Origin of the sequence: Enterobacter sp. ZOR0014, assembly GCF_000798855.1 — a bacterium.
Classification (GTDB): domain Bacteria; phylum Pseudomonadota; class Gammaproteobacteria; order Enterobacterales; family Enterobacteriaceae; genus Enterobacter; species Enterobacter kobei.
The window spans coordinates 1-20039 of the sequence record NZ_JTLF01000027.1; the positions used below are offsets into that span (position 1 = coordinate 1).

General features: G+C 54.3%; 16 protein-coding genes and 2 tRNA genes. 2 read left to right on the forward strand and 16 right to left on the reverse strand.

Going from position 1 to position 20039, the window contains the following annotated elements; translation table 11 throughout:
* Window positions 1-66: 66 nt before the first annotated feature.
* From L977_RS00895 to trxA, 15 genes are all read right to left on the reverse strand, one after another.
* Window positions 67-142, reverse strand: a tRNA-His gene (locus L977_RS00895).
* 67 nt (window positions 143-209) lie between these two features.
* A tRNA-Arg gene (locus L977_RS00900) sits at window positions 210-286 on the reverse strand.
* A 102-nt stretch (window positions 287-388) separates the two neighbouring features.
* Window positions 389-1774, reverse strand: a complete 1386-nt coding sequence (gene thrP, locus L977_RS00905; protein WP_023331578.1) for a bifunctional threonine/serine APC transporter ThrP — start codon at window positions 1772-1774, stop codon at window positions 389-391.
* Between the two features lie 197 nt (window positions 1775-1971).
* Window positions 1972-2712 (reverse strand): lipopolysaccharide N-acetylmannosaminouronosyltransferase, encoded by a 741-nt coding sequence (gene wecG / locus L977_RS00910; RefSeq protein WP_047624329.1) that lies wholly within the window; start codon window positions 2710-2712, stop codon window positions 1972-1974.
* A gap of 12 nt (window positions 2713-2724) precedes the next feature.
* Window positions 2725-4077, reverse strand: coding sequence for an ECA oligosaccharide polymerase (wzyE, locus tag L977_RS00915; protein WP_047624331.1), 1353 nt, complete (start codon window positions 4075-4077; stop codon window positions 2725-2727).
* Window positions 4074-5153 carry a TDP-N-acetylfucosamine:lipid II N-acetylfucosaminyltransferase gene (locus L977_RS00920; protein ID WP_032635142.1) on the reverse strand — a complete coding sequence of 360 codons (1080 nt, stop codon included), beginning with the start codon at window positions 5151-5153 and terminating at the stop codon, window positions 4074-4076. The genes wzyE and L977_RS00920 overlap by 4 nt, the downstream gene beginning before the upstream one ends.
* Complete coding sequence (gene wzxE, locus L977_RS00925) at window positions 5150-6400, reverse strand: lipid III flippase WzxE (RefSeq protein ID WP_014885663.1); 1251 nt, start codon at window positions 6398-6400, stop codon at window positions 5150-5152. The genes L977_RS00920 and wzxE overlap by 4 nt, the downstream gene beginning before the upstream one ends.
* 1 nt (window position 6401) lies before the next feature.
* A complete protein-coding gene (gene rffA, locus L977_RS00930) occupies window positions 6402-7532 on the reverse strand; it encodes a dTDP-4-amino-4,6-dideoxygalactose transaminase (RefSeq protein WP_047624334.1) in 1131 nt (376 codons plus the stop codon).
* 4 nt (window positions 7533-7536) lie between these two features.
* On the reverse strand, window positions 7537-8214 hold the full coding sequence (gene rffC, locus L977_RS00935; protein WP_047624336.1) for a dTDP-4-amino-4,6-dideoxy-D-galactose acyltransferase: 678 nt from the start codon (window positions 8212-8214) through the stop codon (window positions 7537-7539).
* Entirely contained in the window at window positions 8211-9473 is a 1263-nt protein-coding gene (gene wecC / locus L977_RS00940) for a UDP-N-acetyl-D-mannosamine dehydrogenase (protein WP_047624337.1), read from the reverse strand. Before wecC ends, rffC begins: the two co-directional genes overlap by 4 nt.
* On the reverse strand, window positions 9470-10600 hold the full coding sequence (gene wecB, locus L977_RS00945; RefSeq protein ID WP_014885667.1) for a non-hydrolyzing UDP-N-acetylglucosamine 2-epimerase: 1131 nt from the start codon (window positions 10598-10600) through the stop codon (window positions 9470-9472). Before wecB ends, wecC begins: the two co-directional genes overlap by 4 nt.
* 56 nt (window positions 10601-10656) lie before the next feature.
* The gene (wzzE, locus tag L977_RS00950; RefSeq protein WP_014885668.1) at window positions 10657-11703 is read right to left on the reverse strand and encodes an ECA polysaccharide chain length modulation protein; all 1047 of its coding nucleotides are present in this window, start codon (window positions 11701-11703) and stop codon (window positions 10657-10659) included.
* A 13-nt stretch (window positions 11704-11716) separates the two neighbouring features.
* The gene (wecA, locus tag L977_RS00955) at window positions 11717-12820 is read right to left on the reverse strand and encodes a UDP-N-acetylglucosamine--undecaprenyl-phosphate N-acetylglucosaminephosphotransferase (protein ID WP_014885669.1); all 1104 of its coding nucleotides are present in this window, start codon (window positions 12818-12820) and stop codon (window positions 11717-11719) included.
* Window positions 12821-13061: 241 nt separating this feature from the next.
* Window positions 13062-14321 (reverse strand): transcription termination factor Rho, encoded by a 1260-nt coding sequence (gene rho, locus L977_RS00960; RefSeq protein WP_008501566.1) that lies wholly within the window; start codon window positions 14319-14321, stop codon window positions 13062-13064.
* A gap of 344 nt (window positions 14322-14665) precedes the next feature.
* Window positions 14666-14995: a thioredoxin TrxA gene (gene trxA, locus L977_RS00965; RefSeq protein WP_006179218.1), complete on the reverse strand. Its 330-nt coding sequence runs from the start codon at window positions 14993-14995 to the stop codon at window positions 14666-14668.
* Window positions 14996-15139: 144 nt separating this feature from the next.
* On the opposite strand from trxA, the gene rhlB reads away from it, so the two are divergent.
* Together rhlB and gppA are read left to right on the forward strand one after the other, a co-directional pair.
* Window positions 15140-16405: an ATP-dependent RNA helicase RhlB gene (gene rhlB, locus L977_RS00970; RefSeq protein ID WP_047624343.1), complete on the forward strand. Its 1266-nt coding sequence runs from the start codon at window positions 15140-15142 to the stop codon at window positions 16403-16405.
* 6 nt (window positions 16406-16411) lie between these two features.
* Complete coding sequence (gene gppA, locus L977_RS00975) at window positions 16412-17896, forward strand: guanosine-5'-triphosphate,3'-diphosphate diphosphatase (RefSeq protein ID WP_023331584.1); 1485 nt, start codon at window positions 16412-16414, stop codon at window positions 17894-17896.
* Window positions 17897-17952: 56 nt separating this feature from the next.
* Here gppA and rep read toward each other — a convergent pair whose 3' ends face one another.
* Window positions 17953-19977 (reverse strand): DNA helicase Rep, encoded by a 2025-nt coding sequence (rep, locus tag L977_RS00980; RefSeq protein WP_008501569.1) that lies wholly within the window; start codon window positions 19975-19977, stop codon window positions 17953-17955.
* Window positions 19978-20039: the final 62 nt, after the last annotated feature.

Below are 20039 nucleotides of genomic sequence, written 5' to 3' on the forward strand. Positions count from 1 at the left end.
ACTAACACCTGAAGCTAGCGCGTCTACCAATTCCGCCACCTTCGCAATTCACAACTCTTTCAATAATGGGGTGGCTAATGGGATTCGAACCCACGACAACTGGAATCACAATCCAGGGCTCTACCAACTGAGCTATAGCCACCACTGTATTCTTTCACGCGGTACTGACTACTTCTCAGACCACCGCAGCTCTAGCGCCGGGACTAAAATGGCGCGCCCGACAGGATTCGAACCTGAGACCTCTGCCTCCGGAGGGCAGCGCTCTATCCAGCTGAGCTACGGGCGCTTAGCGCCGTTGCGGGGCTGGATATTACGTACCTCCGTCCCCGCTGTCTAGTGCTTTTTTGAAAAAAATGCGCGTTTGGTTATGGTTTGCACATTTTGCCGCTTATTCCTCCACTTTGTGCGTGGTGCCGCGGCGACCCAGGCCAAAAAGCTTATACGCGGCCGTCACTGCCGCCAGGAAGATTAGCCCGACAAACAGCGACATGCGGGTATCTTCATTAAAGTACATTCCAATTAATACGCAAATCAGGAACGCCATCGTTAAATAGTTCGCATACGGGAACAGGATCGAGCGGAACGGATGGCTGGCGATCGCTTTTTTATGTGCATGACGGAAACGCAGCTGGCTGATGAGAATGACAAACCACGGCACCATGCCCGGCAGCACGCTGGCACTGTAGACGTAAACAAACACACGCTGCGGATTAGGAATGATGTAATTCAGGCATGAGCCAATCAGCAGAATCACAATGGATACCGCGACCCCCGCAACCGGCACACCCGCCCGTGATACTTTACTCATCGCCGCAGGTAGCTGGTTATTTTTCGAGAGCGCGTAGAGCATACGGCCACAGCTGTACATCCCGCTGTTACAGCCAGAGAGTGCCGCTGTCAAAACCACAAAGTTGATGATGCCTGCTGCTGCGGTAATACCAATCTTCGCAAAGGTTAAAACGAACGGGCTTCCGGTCGTGCCAATTTCATTCCACGGGAAGATGGTCACGATAACGAAGATCGCGCCCACATAGAAAATCAGGATGCGCCACAGCACTTTGCCCACCGCGCTGCGCAGCGTGACCTGCGGGTTTTTCGCTTCACCGGCAGTAATACCGATCAGCTCCACACCCTGATATGAAGCCACCACGATACACAGCGCTGTCAGGAAGCCCTTCCAGCCGCCAGCGAAGAAGCCGCCGTGTTCAGTCAGGTTGCCAAAGCCGATGGCGTGCCCACCGTTGCCAAAGCCAAAGAAAATCACGCCCAGACCAATCACAATCATCACGATGATAGTGGTCACTTTGATCATCGCAAACCAGAACTCGATTTCACCGTACAGGCGCACCGCGGCCAGGTTTGCCAGCGCCACCAGCCCCACGGCAATCAGCGCCGGTATCCACTGGACCATGTCCGGGAACCAGAACTGGACATAGACCCCTATCGCGGTGATTTCAGAGATGCCCACCGCCATCCACATAAACCAGTAGGACCAGGCTGTCAGGTAGCCGAAGAACGGGCTCATATAACGGTGCGCGTAAACGGCAAAAGATCCGGTTACGGGTTCCAGAAAGAGCATTTCGCCCATTGAGCGCATGATGAAGAAAACAAACAGCCCGGCGATGATATACGCCAGTAATACGGAAGGGCCTGCCCATTTAAGGGTGCTTGCGGAGCCCATAAACAGGCCCACGCCGATAGTGCCGCCCAGCGCGATCAGTTCGATATGACGAGCTTCCAGCCCACGCTGTAGCTCCGGTTGTTTCTCTGCCATAGATCCTCGATTGTGTTTGCTGTTTCCCGGCTTAATACCGGGTATTGTTTTTTAGGGGGACTAAAATACGGAGCGAATGGTTTCTTAAAATCGACCAAATGGCAAACGATGCATAAAAAAAATGAATGCATTGCACAAATTATCAGCAGTTTTGCAGGTGAGTTGCAGCGCGAACAGCATATCGCGCTACATTTTGATTACATTTTCCCGGTGTAGTGCCAGGCGAGGTAGCGAAGCAGACGAATCTGCCGTTTAATGCGGGTGGGTTGTGAAAGCAGGCGGTAGAGCCATTCCAGCCCCATATTTTGCCAGATCGTCGGTGCACGCTTAACGTGGCCGGTAAAGACGTCGTAGGTGCCTCCTACGCCCATATACAGGGCATCCGGGCTGACCAGCCGACAGTCGCGCATCAGGATTTCCTGGCGCGGGGAACCCATCGCCACGGTGACAATTTTTGCCCCGCTGTCGCGAACGCGTGCAAACAAAGCCGGCCGATCTTCAGGCTTAAAGTAACCATCCTGACTGCCGACAATATTAACATTCCACTGACGACGCAGCTTCTCTTCGGTCTGTGCCAGCACTTCGGGCTTACCGCCAATCAGGAAGACTGGCGTCCCCTCAGCGCCCGCGCGGGCCATAAGATGCTCCCAGAGATCGGCCCCCGCCACGCGGGAAACATTAGCGCCAGGAAACTTTTTACGGATAGATCGGACCACGCTAATCCCGTCCGCGTATTTAAATTCAGCCGCTTCAATCAGGCTTTTGACTTCGGCGTTATCTTCCACCGCCAGCATCTTTTCTGCATTGATGGCAACCAGCGTACCGGATTTCATCTGACCATCGGCAAAAAGAAAATCCAGCGCGTGCTGCATATCGCGCCAGCCAATAAGCTGCAAACCACGAAGCGCATAACGCGGTGCAGAAGTTTTATCCGTCATGACTATCCTTTCTTAAACTTGCGACAGCGTTGTGCTGCCCTGTTGCCCGCGCTTGTGCACAAGCCCTGCACTGTCAAACAGCCAGTACAGCAATTTGGCCAGTAACAGGCAGATGCCGAAAACGACCATGAAGAACACCACGCGCGAAACGAATGAATCCAGGCCTTCGCGCGCCAGAACGATCATATTGAAAATGGCACCAAAGCAGAAACTGTGCAAAATGGCCGCTTTGTAGCGGTTCGTCTCTTCAATACCGCGCAGGTAAAGCCAGTCGAACCATTTAATAATCAGCCCTACGACAACCGCACCAGGCAGGATAAACCAGCCGCCGCCCATCACCACCAGGGAGCCGATCAGCGTTGGCGAGATCGCCAGACCCGAATGATTGTTCAACACTTCCCAGGTAAAATAGTTCGCGGTATTGAGCACCACGCCAGGGCGGTCCGGCCATAGCCAGCTCGGGATAAAGACATAGAAGTCGCGAACAATCGGCGCAAGCCCCTGGAAATCAATCTTGTCGTAGTTTTGTAGCAGCAAGGCCAGGTTTTCCCACGGCGAGAAGGTATCGCGCGTCAGGTAGAGGAACGTGTAAAACGCCTCATCGCCCGCCACGTTCATCCCGTAGCGCTTCAGCGCCAGCCAGAACATCCCCACAATGCCAAACACCCCTGCCGCCACCAGCATCCACAGCGAGATCCAGCCGCGGATGATGCCGATAAACAAGAAGATAGCGAAAGCAATGATAATATTGGCGCGCGTACCGCCCACAATCATGTAGGTCAGGATACCGAACGCGACGGTACTGACCAGGAAGAACAGCCACGCTTTACTGTCCTGTCGCAGGAAGAAAATCACCAGCATCGCCGGGATGAAGAAGTAGAAGAATCGCTTTAACGCCACGCCCGAAACTTCAGCCGAAAAAATCTGGCTGTAGGAGTTGAGCTTAAACAGCAGGAAGCCGTTATGCATAAAGAAGATCCCGACACTGACCAGGGCGATAGCCATTAATATCACCCATGTCAGGTGGGTCTCCACACGATTCATAGTAAAGAGCGCCCGGCGTGATGCAGTGGCCCTGGCTGAACGCAGCCGCGTTTTGTAGGTGACGTAGTAAACCGCATAGAAACAGGTCGCCGCCAGAAGCGCCTGGAGCAAGATTTCCGGCGGCGCGACGCTCACGTCAAACCGGAAAACCAGAATGCTGGTCAGCGGGAAGCCGAAAAAGAAGGTCAGCAGAAACAGTAACGAGAAGAATACGTTAAAGTTGAAGCGCACCCGGCGGAATTCAAACCAGGTGAGGGTGGCGATAAACAGCGTGCTCAGAAGCCAGACAACCAGTAAGCCGCTGAATTGCAACTGACTCATGCTTTGTCTCCTGACGCGATACGCAGCGCACGGTGCCACGGCGTGAGATAGTTCGGGCTGAAAAAGTCGATACTGTTTTTATCCACCAGCGTGAGCTGGCGTTGTGCTTCCCGTACCACCTCGACATTCAGCGTATCGGAGGTAAACAGCACCGGAATATGCTGTTCAACCATATCCTGCCAGAATGGGTTGTCACGGTTGAGCACGCACGGCACCCCCGCCTGGATCAGCAGACACAACGTACCTATCCCCTGCTGACGCGCAAAGATAAAATAGCCGAGATCGCATTTTCTTAGCAGCGTAAGGTATTCATCAAACGCCAGCTTTTCACTGAGGATTTGAAGATTCTCAGGGCTAAAAAGCGTAAGACCCTGCTGGCGAACCTCGTTGATGTAGGCGTCGTTATTGGCCGGATAACCCATCGGCACGACCACGTTCACCGTGTCGCCAAACTGCTGGTGTACCGCCCGCAGCGCGGCAACATGCTCGTTACTGCGGTCGCCTGAATTTCCCACCAGAATCGTCAGCTTGCCTTCACGAACCGTGTCATTCGCCAGGGTATTTAGCGCCGGATCCATGCGGGTTGGGAAATAGATTAGCTCACCGCGCACGTTCGGATGCTGTTTCGCAAAATAGTTGAGATCGCCACGGGTGGCAAAAACGCAGCCCACCCTGCCCTGTGCCATGCGGCGCAGGGGATAGAAAAGGCGGAATTTCCAGCCGCGTGAGACTTCGTAGAGATCCGCCCCCCAGATATGCCAGCTGCACTGGGAAGGTTTGATTCCCCCGCTGAGCAGGGCCAGCCACAGGCCGGTATTGAACTGCCCGTGGAAAAAGAAACGTTGCTGGCGATTCGCTTTGGCTTTGGCAATGACCGCCTTCGCCAGCGCGGCCTTGTCCGGCCAGAAGCGAAGAGTCAGCGCCGGAAATGCCTCGCTCAGGCCCTTATCCTGACCTGCAACCATAAACTCACGTGCATCAGGGTTACCCGGTGCCAGTTCATCGTTAAAGAACCGCAAAACGGTCTGGTTATGGTGTGGGATATCCGATCCCAGGATGTGAATCAGTGCAGTCATGCGCGTTTACGCCACAATAAAAATACGCCGCAACAGGCAGCGAAATAAACGATATAGGTTGCCATATAGGCCTGAGCCGCCCCCAGCGCACCATGCGAAGGTATTAGCCAGTGTGAAAATGCCGTCAGTAACCCAAACTGGCTTATCTCCGCCAGGATATACAGCCGCAGCGAGGCTTTCGCAATCACCAGGTAGCCGAAAACGTAAGCCCCCACTTTCAGCACATCGCCCACCAGTTGCCAGGCAAACAGATCGCGCATGGCGGTAAACTTCGCTGAGAAAAGCAGCCAGATGGCGACATCGCGCAATAGCCAGACGGTAAAACTGGCCGCCGCCACAGCGGGAAGCACAAAGCGCAGCGAGCGGAAAATCTCACGGGTAATATCCTGCCTGGACGTCAGACGCGATAAGGTTGGCAGCAAATAAACGCTAAAGGAAGCCGTAATAAACTGTAGGTAGGCGTCGGAAATACTGCTTACGCCCTGCCAGATCCCTACCTCATCCCAGCTATAATGCGCCGCCAGCAGGTTTCGCATCATCACGTAAGCCACCGGCAGCGTGACGGAAGTAATGAGCGCCATCAGGGTAAATTTACCCAACTGGCTGGCAAGCACTTTGTCCCATTGCGGTTTGAGGTAGCTCAGAGGGATAACGCCCCGACGCATCAGCATAAACGCGGCAGGAACGACAACCAGCGCCGGAACCAGCGCCAGCCCGAGCAGTGCCCCTTCATAGCCACCCAAACGGTAGCAGAAGTAATAGGCAATCACGCCGATGACGCTCCCCAGGATTAACGCAAGCGCGTTCCCGGCAGCATCACGAAAGCCTTTCATCAATGCCAGCAGCAGGTTTGCCCAGGCAATACCCATCTGAACCAATGCGACCAGACGCACCAGCCCCTCATACTGGGTATGCCCAAATAATCCCTGACTGATGGGGGCCGCCGCCAGCAAAAATACGATAGCCAGCAGGGTCGAAAACCCGGTAACCATCGCCGACGCGGTGCCGACGACCCTGCGAAGCTGTGCCGCATCATCATGATACTGAGCAACGTATTTGGTCACACCGTTGAAGATACCGGCCCCGGCCAGCACGCCAAGGACGGTCACCAGCTGGCGGAAGTTCCCCGCCAGCCCGACGCCTGAAGGACCGAATGAGACGGCCAGCAGCTTGACGACCAGCAGTCCGGCGCCAATCTTTACAAGCGTGGACGCGGCGGTCCACACCGATGCTTTTGCCAGAGACATATCAACCGAAATAACTCAGAAGGGTATTAATCACCGTACGCTGGTTAACTGGCGCGAGGTTGTAGAACAGTGGCAAGCGAAGCAAACGCTCACTTTCTTTTGTAGTGTAACGGTCTTCACCGGCGAACACCCCGAACGCCTCGCCTGCCGGGCTCGAATGTAGCGGAATGTAGTGGAAGACCGCCATAATTTCGGCTTCTTTCAGCCAGGCGATGAGCTGGCTGCGATCGTCGTTATCCTGAAGCTTGATGTAGAACATGTGGGCATTGTGAACGCAATCAGCCGGAATAGTTGGCAGCTCGATACGCCCGGCTTTTGCCAGCGGTTCAAGTGCATCGTAATAGGTTTGCCACAGGGACAGGCGCTGGAGGTTAATCCGCTCCGCCGCTTCCAGCTGTGCCCACAGATATGCCGCCTGCAGATCCGCCATCAGATAGCTTGAGCCAATATCGCGCCAGGTGTATTTATCCACCTGCCCACGGAAGAACTGGCTGCGGTTGGTGCCTTTTTCACGGATCACTTCCGCACGCTCCACGAGCGCCGGGTCGTTGATCAGCGTCGCGCCACCTTCTCCACCCGCCGTGTAGTTTTTCGTTTCGTGGAAGCTAAAGCAGCCAATGTGGCCGATAGTGCCCAGCGCGCGTCCCTTGTAGGTGGACATCACTCCCTGAGCGGCATCTTCCACCACAAACAGGTTGTGTTTTTTGGCGATCGCCATGATGGTGTCCATTTCACAGGCTACGCCCGCGTAGTGAACCGGCACGATCGCCCGCGTTTTGTCGCTGATCGCAGCTTCAATCAGCGTCTCATCAATGTTCATGGTATCCGGGCGGATATCCACAAAGACGATTTTTGCTCCGCGCAGGACAAACGCATTTGCCGTGGAGACAAAGGTATAGCTCGGCATGATCACTTCATCGCCAGGCTGGATATCCAGCAGCAGTGCCGCCATCTCCAGCGATGCCGTACAGGACGGGGTCAGCAGCACTTTAGCGCTGCGAAAACGCTGCTCCATCCACTGCTGGCAGCGACGGGTGAAACCGCCATCACCGCAAAGTTTGCCGCTGCCCATGGCAGACTGCATATAGTCGAGTTCCGTACCGACGACGGGGGGGGCGTTAAATGGAATCATCTTGTCACCTGTATAACCAGTAGGCGGTGGCGTCGATGTTGGCACCACTCGCAATATAACGTTTAAGCGCGGCAGTGTTGCCCATTTGGGTAGCCACCCGCAGCGTCACACTCTGCTGCTGCTGCGCCCAGTGCAGCGCCGCCTGCATGAGTTTTGCCCCCATACCGCGTCCGGCTAATAAGCCAATACGCGCCTCGCGCTCGTTGAGCTTACGCAGCGAAACGAATCCCTGGATCTGACCGTCCGCGGCACGACATACCAGACAGACGTGGTCAAAGGTGCCTTTGACCGCATTCTCAATCCACTGGGCATAGAAGCGTACGCTGTCATCAGGTGCATACCAGGGCGCACGAAAGCGGCTCTGAGCAAATGCCTTAGCCGCCATCTGGCGTAATACAGGGATATCCTGTTCCGTTGCAAGTTCCGCCCCGCACGCATCGTGTCGGGTAAGGGCAATAGACAGGTCTGCCTCACTTTCAACCAGCTGAAAACCGTGTTGCTGGAGCGCATCAAGCCAATCGGCGCGGTCCGCCGGGATCTTAGCCTGCACGCGCTGCCAGGCGTTGAAGTCAGCTTCCTGCAGAGCAGGCGCATCCTCACGCAAGCGCACTATCGCCGAGGGGCGAGCAAAAAAAGTGCTTTCCCATTCAAGGGATTCAAGCACGCCGTGGAGTTCACTCAACGCCAGACGCCTTTGGTATCAACGACATACTGTTGATGCACGGCATCACCAGACGTCGCTTTAAATTCTTTATGATCCACCAGCAGCACCAGCACATCCGCCGTTGCCAGCGCGTCATCAAGGGTGGTCAACGTGCAGTGCCCCGCCAGTTTTGCCGGCAGTTCATGGATATTCGGCTCAACCACCAGCGTATCGCCCTTGTGCCACCCGGCGATCATCTCGGCAATTTCCATTGCCGGGCTTTCGCGCAAATCGTCAATATTGGGTTTAAACGCCAGGCCAAAGCAGGCGATTTTCAGCTCGCTGGCACGCTTGCCGCTCTCTGCAAGACAATCGGCGACCGTGGCTTTGACCTGGTTGAGCACCCAGTGAGGTTTGCTGTCGTTCACTTCGCGCGCGGTACGGATCAGACGCGCCTGCGCCGGATTCTGCGCCACGATAAACCACGGATCGACGGCGATACAGTGTCCACCCACCCCCGGGCCCGGCTGAAGAATGTTCACGCGCGGATGGCGATTCGCCAGGCGAATCAATTCCCAGACGTTAATCCCCTGATCGGCGCAGATCAGCGACAGCTCATTCGCAAAGGCGATATTCACGTCACGGAAGCTGTTTTCCGTCAGCTTGCACATTTCAGCAGTGCGGGAGTTGGTGACTACGCATTCGCCTTCGAGGAAAATTTTGTACAGGGTGCTGGCACGTTCCGAGCAGACGGGAGTCATACCGCCAATAACGCGATCGTTTTTAATCAGCTCAACCATGACCTGGCCCGGCAGCACTCGCTCCGGACAGTAGGCGATGTTGATATCCGCCTGCTCTCCCGCCTGTTGCGGGAAGCTTAAATCGGGACGCGCGTCGGCCAGCCACTGCGCCATCTGCTCGGTGGCGCCCACTGGCGAGGTCGATTCCAGGATCACCAGCGCCCCTTTCTTCAGCACAGGGGCAATGGATTTCGCTGCCGCCTCGACGTAGATCATATCGGGCTCGTGCTCGCCTTTAAAAGGTGTCGGGACGGCGATCAGGTACGCATCCGCTTCCACTGGCGTCGTGCTGGCACGCAGGAAGCCGCCGTCAACGGCCTCTTTCACCACGCGGTCCAGATCGGGCTCAACAATATGAATTTCGCCGCGGTTAATGGTTTCCACCGCCCGGGCATTGATATCCACACCGACAACCTGTTTCTGACGAGAGGCAAACGCCGCCGCGGTGGGCAGGCCAATGTAGCCAAGACCAATGACAGAGATGGTAGTAAAACTCATAGCGATACCCGATTGTGTTTAAGTGCATGCAAAATACGACCACAAGCCTGGCCATCTCCGTACGGATTATGGGCCCGGCTCATTGTCTGATATGCGTCATCATCATGCAGAAGTCGCGTCACCTCTTCGACGATGAGCTGCGCGTCAGTACCGACCAGACGCACGGTACCCGCTTTAACCGCTTCCGGGCGTTCAGTCGTTTCACGCATCACCAGCACCGGCTTGCCGAGGGACGGTGCTTCCTCCTGAATGCCGCCGGAATCGGTGAGGATCAGCCAGGCATGGTTCATCAGCCAGACAAACGGCAGGTAGTCCTGCGGTTCAATCAGCAGGACGTTTTCAACATGGCCAAGGATACGGTTGACCGGCTCGCTGACGTTAGGATTGAGGTGGACCGGATAGACAATCTGTACATCGACGTTCTGCGCCGCAATTTCAGCCAGCGCGTGACAGATCTGCTCAAAACCCCGGCCAAAGCTTTCACGACGATGGCCTGTGACCAGAATGGTTTTTTTGCCGTTATTCAGGAATGGATAGCGGGCAGCGAGCGCTTTCTGCAGATCGCTGTTTGCCAGGACGCGATCGCGTACCCAAATCAACGCATCGATGACCGTATTGCCGGTCACAAAAATTTTGTTGTCGGCGATATTTTCGCGCAGCAGGTTCTGACGCGAGTTCTCGGTAGGGGCAAAATGGTACATTGCCAGATGGCCGGTAAGCGTACGGTTGGCCTCTTCTGGCCACGGCGAATAAAGGTTGCCGGTACGCAGGCCCGCCTCAACATGGCCGACGGGAATACGCTGGTAAAAAGCGGCCAGGCTTGTTGCCATCGTCGTCGTGGTATCGCCATGTACCAGAACAACGTCGGGCTGGAATGACTCCAGGATCGGCTTGAGACCTTGCAGTATGCGGCAGGTTATTTCCGTCAATCCTTGTCCCGGTTTCATAATATTGAGGTCGTAATCCGGGACGATGGAAAAGAGCGTTAAGACCTGGTCGAGCATCTCACGGTGCTGGGCCGTAACGCAGACTTTCGCTTCAATATCAGGGTCGCTGGCCAGCGCATGTACCAGAGGCGCCATCTTAATGGCCTCCGGCCTAGTGCCAAATACGGTAAGTACTTTCACATCGATTCTCTTCGATTAGACGATGAAGGCCCTGGCCTTCATCGTAAACGGCGTTCTTAGTTTGCGCGACGACGCGTTAACGCAACACCAGCACCAGCGAGTGCACCCACAATCCCCCACATGATCATCAGGAATGCACGGCGCGGACTATCGCGTTTTACAGGTTCTTCAGGTGTTCTCAAATAACGATAGGTCTGAAAACGCGGGTCCATCGTGGGACCGACATTAAGCGTGTTCAACATCGCGCGATTTTGATCGTAGTCGAGGTCAAAATCAGGGCCAACGGCCTGCAGATTTTCCAGACGCGCCTGCAACATTGGGCGACCAAGCAGGAACATTTCAGAGTCAGGCAATTCATCTGCCGGGACATCCGTCTCAGAGCGGGAAATATTGTGCTGCTCCGCAATTTTCAACGCCTGTTCAATGTTATGTATGCGTCGGGCGAAAATGGCATTTGCCACTTCCTCCTGGCGTTTGACCTGCGCCTTCATCTGGATTGTGCGGGCTGCCCATGCGCCTTTCAGCTCTTCATTAAGATGGCTTGCGGCACGCTGGCTGGCAAACGCGACGTACTGACGCAACAGATTGTTGGCGTCCGGCGCGGTTTCTGCAATCAGCTTGACGCTGTCGTTGACGTTACGCAGCGCATCACCCGGCATAAATTGAACATTGTTAATCAGATCGTCCAGCAGCGCGGCATCGGCTTTGGTGTTATCAACCCGACGCTGCTTGTAGTAATCCGTCTGGGACCAGAAATCGCGGCGTGTATCCCACGAGGCCAGTTGCATCACAAACTCTTTATAGGCTTCATCCATAACGGAAGCCTGGTCCGGCGTCGCGAGATTGGCTTTAATATCCAGGTTTCGCAGGAATTGCTGCTGGGAATAGTACCCCCCGAGCATGTTAACCGTTGGTCTGTCTGTGATTGCCGTGGCGCTCCACTCCTGTTTTGCAAAGAATGTGTAGGCCAGCGCTAACAGTGCAAACCCCAGCGCGATCCCCGCAATCCAAAGTTTGCCTGCCCATAACACGCGAAACAAACCCCGAATATCCAGTTCATTCTCAGTTACCACTGATTTCGCTCCCGCCAACGGTTGAGTCATCATAGTCCCGGTTTTACTTAGTTAATGTTGTGTTTTTGCCACTGTTACGACGCATCCTGCGCTTAAGACGTTTAATGAATCGCGCGACTTTCCATGCGCGCTTAATGCAGTAGCCATAGAGAGAAAAAGCTAGCAAGAACAATACCAACATAGCCCACTCAGGCACAAAATGTGTATATTCCGCCGTCACACCAATCCCCGCTAGAATAGCAGCCGCCAGTGTAATTAGCACAAATGCCTGCCGGGAAGTGAATCCGGCTCGCATGATCAAATGATGAATGTGCTGACGGTCAGCAGAGAAAGGGCTCATCCCTTTACGAAGCCGGCGATACATAATCGCGACCATATCCATTAACGGGATGGCAATAATCCACAATGCCGTTACAGGACTAATGGGATGCACGTCACCCTGAGTGGTTTCCAGCAAGATCCAAATGATAGTAAAGCCGATGAACGTGCTACCCGCATCGCCCATGAATACTTTGTAGCGTCGACCCAGTGCGCCAAGATTTAACATGATATATGGCAGGATCGCCGCAATCATGGCAAAACACCACATAGCCAGGCTGTATTGCCCGTCGAACCATAAAATGAAACCTATTGCGGCAAATGAGACGCAGGACAGTCCTCCCAGCAATCCATCAATACCGTCAACCATGTTAAATGCGTTAATCGCAACCCACACAGCAAAAAGCGTCAGGAAATAACCGAATGGGCCGAGCTCCATCTCCCAGAGGCCAAAAATATAACCCAGGCTACTCAGGTGCAACTTTGCGAATGTCATCATGGTGATGGCTACAGCAGCCTGAACGAAGGCACGGATCTTGACGCTAATGTCATAACGATCGTCAAGAGCGCCGACCACGACGAGAACGGTTGCACATGCCAGGTACAACCGGGCGTGGGGAATGTAATAATCAGCTATTGCAAAAGTGAAGCAGATACCTGCAAAAACAGAAATTCCCCCAACCAGAGGGATCATGCCTTGATGCCGCTTACGGAAGTTAGGTTTATCCACTAATCCCAGGTATTTTGCCACCTTACGAGCCAGAAACAAAAAGCAGGTGGTAAATAAGAAAATACTGGTTAGTTCAGTAAACGTATCAAGTAGGTTCACAATGGATGTTCTCAACAAATGTTAGTCAAGGAAGTATAACCATCAAGGCGCTGAGCCTGAAGTTATAAAGCAAACCTCTTACAATTCCATTTGCTTATTATTCAAGCTATTAATGTTTTTACTGTGCGAATTATCTTATTGTCGCACTGACCGGTCAAAATTGGGAGTAGATGGTACTAGCGTATAATCCATAAAAGAAAAACGCCACGTAAAAACGTGGCGTTTACAGGCTTTATTTACGTTACGAGCGCTTCATCATGTCGAAGAAATCGTCGTTCGTTTTGGTCATCGCCAGTTTGTTAATGAGGAATTCCATTGCGTCGATTTCACCCATTGGATGGATGATTTTGCGCAGGATCCACATTTTCTGCAGCTCTTCCTGGGTAGTGAGCAGCTCTTCTTTACGGGTACCGGAACGGTTGTAGTCGATTGCCGGGAAGACGCGTTTTTCAGCGATCTTACGAGAAAGGTGCAGTTCCATGTTACCTGTACCTTTAAATTCTTCGTAAATCACTTCGTCCATTTTGGAGCCGGTATCGATCAGCGCCGTTGCGATGATGGTCAGGCTACCACCCTCTTCCACGTTACGTGCCGCACCGAAGAAGCGTTTCGGACGGTGCAGGGCGTTGGCGTCCACACCACCGGTCAGTACTTTACCGGAAGCCGGAACCACGGTGTTGTAAGCACGTGCCAGACGGGTAATGGAGTCGAGCAGGATGATCACGTCTTTCTTGTGCTCAACCAGGCGTTTCGCCTTCTCGATAACCATTTCCGCGACCTGAACGTGACGAGAGGCGGGTTCGTCAAAGGTAGAAGCAACCACTTCACCTTTAACCAGACGCTGCATCTCGGTCACTTCTTCCGGACGTTCGTCAATCAGCAGTACCATTAGTACGCAGTCCGGGTGGTTATAGGCGATGCTCTGCGCGATATTCTGCAGCAGCATCGTTTTACCCGCTTTTGGCGGTGCCACAATCAGACCACGTTGGCCGCGACCAATTGGCGATGCCAGATCCAGAACACGCGCGGTTAAGTCTTCCGTTGAACCATTACCACGCTCCATGCGCAGGCGAGAGTTCGCGTGCAGAGGCGTTAAGTTCTCAAAGAGGATCTTGTTACGTGAGTTTTCTGGCTTGTCAAAGTTAACTTCATTGACTTTCAACAGCGCAAAGTAGCGTTCACCCTCTTTAGGAGGACGAATCTTACCTGAAATGGTGTCACCAGTGCGGAGGTTGAAACGGCGGATTTGGCTGGGGGATACGTAGATGTCGTCAGGGCCGGCGAGGTAGGAGCTGTCTGCAGAGCGGAGGAAACCAAATCCGTCTTGCAATATCTCCAACACACCGTCGCCAAAGATATCTTCGCCACTCTTAGCATGCTGCTTCAGGATGGCGAAAATGATGTCCTGCTTGCGCATACGAGCCTGGTTTTCCAGCCCCATATTTTCGCCGAGAGTGATCAGCTCAGAAACCGGCGTATTCTTTAATTCGGTAAGATTCATAATGGTGTGGGTTCTTAAACTCGGGGTGATTCTCGAACTTAATGTTGTGAATGGTATGGCAGGGTCATCCATGCCTGTTTAGCGGCCATCATCTCATGTCTGTTCGCTGTCTGGTCACAGGGAAAGAACGCAGAACTGAAACGACAAGACGGATTGAGTGACAAGCCCGGAATTTAGCCACTTCTCGCACTGTTGATGTCAACAAGGGGAAGTATCGGGTAAAACAAGATTCAAACAACAGATATGTTTAAAACGAAGTCATAGCTAACTTAGCACGACTTAAGCCGGGCGTCCAGAGTTCCACATCATTTAGCCGGGTGCTCTGGACGCGCAGCGGAGAAACCTTACGCCAGGTTAGCGTCCAGGAACTCTTTCAGTTGACCTTTGGACAGCGCGCCCACTTTGGTCGCCGCCACTTCGCCGTTTTTGAACAGCAGCAGGGTCGGGATGCCACGGATACCGTATTTTGGTGCGGTGCCCGGGTTCTGGTCGATGTTCAGTTTGGCAACGGTCAGTTTGCCCTGATATTCGTCAGCGATTTCATCCAGAATCGGAGCGATCATTTTGCAAGGACCACACCATTCAGCCCAGAAATCGACGAGGATCAGCCCGTCAGCCTTAAGTACGTCCGTGTCAAAACTATCGTCAGTCAGGTGAATAATTTTATCGCTCATATATAACTCCACAGGAATAAGCCTGGTACGTTGGTTTTGTCTACACCAACGACGTGTTGATGTCGCATTAACCAACTAAAGGTTGACTTTATTTCACCGGATACGCTTTCGTAAAGCAATAGTAAGCTGATATTCTACCACACTATGAGCAAAACACATTTAACAGAACAGAAGTTTTCCGACTTCGCCCTGCACCCAAAAGTGATTGAAGCCCTTGAAACTAAAGGGTTTCATAACTGCACGCCCATTCAGGCTCTCGCACTGCCGCTGACGCTGGCCGGTCGCGATGTTGCAGGGCAGGCGCAAACCGGTACCGGCAAAACGATGGCGTTTTTAACGTCAACGTTTCATTATTTACTTTCTCACCCAGCGATTGCAGACCGCAAAGTTAACCAGCCGCGCGCGCTTATTATGGCCCCGACGCGAGAACTGGCGGTACAGATCCACGCAGACGCTGAACCCCTGGCACAGGCTACCGGTCTGAAGCTTGGCCTGGCCTATGGCGGTGACGGCTACGATAAGCAGCTGAAAGTGCTGGAAAGCGGCGTGGATATCCTGATTGGTACCACTGGCCGTCTTATCGACTACGCCAAACAGAACCACATCAACCTCGGCGCAATCCAGGTTGTGGTGCTTGATGAAGCCGACCGTATGTACGATCTGGGCTTCATTAAAGATATCCGCTGGCTGTTCCGCCGCATGCCGCCGGCCAATCAGCGTCTGAACATGCTGTTCTCTGCCACCCTCTCTTATCGTGTGCGTGAACTGGCGTTTGAACAGATGAACAACGCCGAATATGTGGAAGTCGAGCCTGAGCAGAAAACAGGTCATCGCATTAAAGAAGAGCTCTTCTATCCTTCCAATGAAGAGAAAATGCGTCTGCTGCAAACGCTGATCGAAGAAGAGTGGCCGGACCGCGCCATTATCTTCGCAAACACCAAACACCGCTGTGAAGACATCTGGGGCCATCTGGCTGCAGACGGTCACCGTGTGGGCCTGCTCACTGGCGACGTTGCACAGAAAAAACGCCTGCGTATCCTCGACGAATTTACCCATGGCGATCTCGATATTCTGGTCGCAACCGACGTGGCAGCGCGTGGCTTGCACATTCCTGCCGTTACGCACGTCTTTAACTATGATCTGCCGGATGACTGCGAGGACTATGTACACCGTATCGGTCGTACCGGTCGTGCGGGTGCGAGCGGCCACTCAATCAGCCTTGCGTGTGAAGAGTATGCGCTGAATCTTCCAGCCATTGAGACGTACATCGGTCACTCGATTCCGCAGAGCAAATACAATCCGGAAGCGCTGTTAAGCGAACTGCCGCCGCCTAAGCGTCTTACACGCCCACGCTCCGGCAATGGCCCGCGTCGTTCAGGCGCGCCGCGTAATCGTCGTCGTTCAGGTTAAGAAAATATGCTCAGCTCCACCTCGCTTTATGCAGCAATCGATCTCGGTTCGAATAGTTTTCATATGCTGGTTGTGCGCGAGGTGGCAGGGAGCATACAAACGCTGACGCGCATTAAGCGCAAGGTCCGCCTCGCGGCGGGCCTGAGCAGCGATAATGTCCTCTCTCCCGAAGCCATGGAACGTGGCTGGCAGTGTCTGCGGCTCTTTGCAGAGCGTCTGCAGGATATCCCGCATGCCCAAATCACCGTGGTCGCCACCGCGACGCTCCGCCTGGCGGTTAACGCCGTGGATTTTATTGCCAAAGCGCAGGAAATCCTGGGGTGCCCGGTTCAGGTAATCAGCGGTGAAGAAGAAGCTCGCCTGATCTATCAGGGAGTTGCGCATACGACAGGCGGGGACGATCGCCGTCTGGTGGTGGATATCGGCGGTGCCAGTACCGAGCTTGTGACCGGTACCGGCGCGCAGGCGACCTCGCTGTTCAGCCTGTCGATGGGCTGCGTAACCTGGCTTGAGCGTTACTTCGCTGACCGCAATCTGGGTAAAGAGAATTTCGACGAGGCAGAAAATGCCGCGCGCGAAGTGTTACGTCCGGTGATGGACGAACTGCGCTACCACGGCTGGAAAGTGTGTGTCGGTGCGTCAGGTACCGTTCAGGCCCTGCAGGAAATCATGATGGCGCAGGGAATGGACGAGCGCATTACGCTTGCCAAACTTCAGCAGCTTAAACAGCGCGCTATTCAGTGCGGACGCCTGGAAGAGTTGGAAATTGAAGGCCTGACGCTGGAACGTGCCCTGGTCTTCCCGAGCGGGCTCGCCATTCTGATCGCCATTTTCACCGAGCTGAACATCCAGTGTATGACCCTTGCCGGCGGCGCGCTGCGCGAAGGTCTGGTCTACGGGATGCTGCATCTTTCAGTGGATCAGGACATCCGCAACCGTACTTTGCGCAACGTGCAGCGTCGTTTTCTGGTTGATATCGATCAGGCTGGCCGCGTATCGCAGCTGGCCTCTCGCTTTGCCGATCAGGTCGCTAACGTCTGGGATCTTGACCCTCTGAGCCGCGATTTATTGCTGAGCGCTTGTGCTCTGCATGAAGTGGGGCTGAGTATCGACTTTAAGCAGGCCCCGGCTCATGCAGCCTACCTTGTGCGTAACCTTGACTTACCGGGCTACACGCCCGCACAGAAAAAGCTGCTGGCAACGCTGCTGCTGAACCAGACCAACGCCGTTGATCTCTCCTCTCTTCATCAGCAAAACGCTGTACCGCCGCGCGTGGCCGAGCATCTGTGCCGCCTGCTGCGTCTGGCGATTCTGTTTGCCAGCCGTCGTCGTGATGATTTGCTGCCTGCGATTAATCTGGTGGCCGATGATGAGAAGCTGACGCTGACGCTGCCGGAAAACTGGATTGATCATCACCCGCTCGGCGCAGAGATGATTGAGCAGGAGTGCCAGTGGCAAAGCTATGTGCACTGGGCACTGGAAGTAAAATAAGAGAGTAGAATATGCCGGGTGGCGCTGCGCTTACCCGGCCTGCAAGCCCTTCAAACTCATCCCTTCTCTTTGGCTTTTGCCAGCATGGCGCGAATGTTTGCCACGTTCGCCTGGCCTTTGTGCATCCGCTCTTCAGCGGTAATCACCTTGCGCTCTTGTTCCCAAATCAGATCGTCCTGCGGCAGTTCCAGCAGAAAACGGCTTGGCTCCGGGCGGACAAGCTCACCATACTGGCGGCGCTCTTTACACAGCGTGAACGTCAGCTCTTTCTGCGCACGGGTGATCCCCACATAGGCCAGACGCCGCTCCTCGTCGACGTTGTCTTCATCAATACTGCTCTGATGGGGCAGCAACCCCTCTTCCATGCCGACCAGATACACATACGGAAACTCCAGCCCTTTTGACGCATGCAGCGTCATCAGCTGAACCTGATCAGCCTCTTCTTCGCTCTCGCCGCGCTCCATCATGTCGCGCAGGGTAAAGCGGGTGACCACCTGGGTCAGGGTCATCGGCTCATCGATTTCCGAGCCTTCCAGCATTTCGGTCATCCAGCTGAAGAGCTGATTAACGTTTTTCATGCGCATCTCAGCCGCTTTCGGGCTGGCGGAGGTTTCGTACAGCCAGGATTCGTAATCAATACCGTGAATCAGATCGCGCACCGCCGCCACCGGCTCGCGCTCTGCAAGACGCTGCACTTCGCCAAGCCAGTGGGTGAATCGCGTTAACGAGTCGTAACCGCGCCCGGTCAGCGTCTGGCTTAGTCCCATATCGAAGCTGGCCGTAAACAGGCTTTTATTGCGGGTCATCGCCCATTCACCCAGCTTTTGCAGCGTCGCCGGACCGATTTCGCGCTTCGGCGTATTCACGATGCGCAGAAACGCGCTGTCGTCATCCGGGTTAGTGAGCACACGCAGATAGGCCAGCAGATCTTTAATTTCAGGCCGTGAGAAGAACGAGGTGCCGCCCGAGATTTTGTACGGTATGCGGTTCTGCATCAGCATCTTTTCAAAGACGCGCGACTGGTGATTACCGCGATAAAGGATCGCGTAATCTTTATATTCGGTTTTGTTGACGAAGTGGTGGGCAATCAGTTCGCCCGTCACGCGCTCCGCTTCATGTTCTTCATTGTTGGCGCTGAGCACTTTCAGCTCCGTGCCGTAGCCCAGCTCGGAGAACAGGCGCTTCTCAAATACGTGCGGGTTATTGGCAATCAGGATGTTTGCCGCCTTCAGGATCCGTCCGGAGGAGCGGTAGTTTTGCTCCAGCTTAATCACCTGCAGCGCGGGGAAGTCTTTACTCAGCAGCACCAGGTTTTGCGGACGCGCGCCGCGCCAGGAGTAGATCGACTGGTCGTCGTCGCCTACCACGGTGAAACGGGCACGCTGGCCCACCAGAAGCTTTACCAGCTCGTACTGGCTGGTGTTGGTGTCCTGATATTCATCCACCAGCAGGTAGCGGATTTTATTCTGCCAGCGCTCGCGCACCTCTTCATTTCGCTGTAAAAGCAGCGTCGGCAGCAGGATCAGGTCGTCGAAGTCCAGCACATTACACGCTTTCATGTGCGCATCGTACAGACCATAACAGTGGGCGAAGATCCGATCCCGTTCCCCTTTGGCGATCGCCGCAGCCTGGGCCGGGGTCATCAGATCGTTTTTCCAGTTAGAGATCGTCGAGATCAGCTGCTGCAACAGCACCTTGTCATCTTCTATCAGCCCTTCAGTGAGCTCTTTGAGTAATGCCACCTGGTCGGTGTCATCGAAAAGCGAAAAGTTGGATTTCATCCCCAGCGCGGCATACTCACGTTTGATGATATCCAGCCCCAGCGTGTGGAACGTGGAGATCATCAGCCCGCGCGCCTCTTTGCGCCCCAGCGTCTGGCCGACACGTTCTTTCATTTCGCGTGCCGCTTTGTTGGTAAAGGTGACCGCCGCAATGTGACGGGCCTGATAACCACAGCCACGGATCAGGTGCGCAATCTTATTGGTGATGACGCGCGTTTTACCGGATCCTGCTCCCGCCAGCACCAGACAGGGTCCGGTGACAAATTCGACGGCTTGTTGTTGTCCGGGGTTTAGACGCATAAATGATCACTCAATGAAAGTCAGGAGGGGAGAATAACAGCGTGGTAGTATAGCGAGCCTAA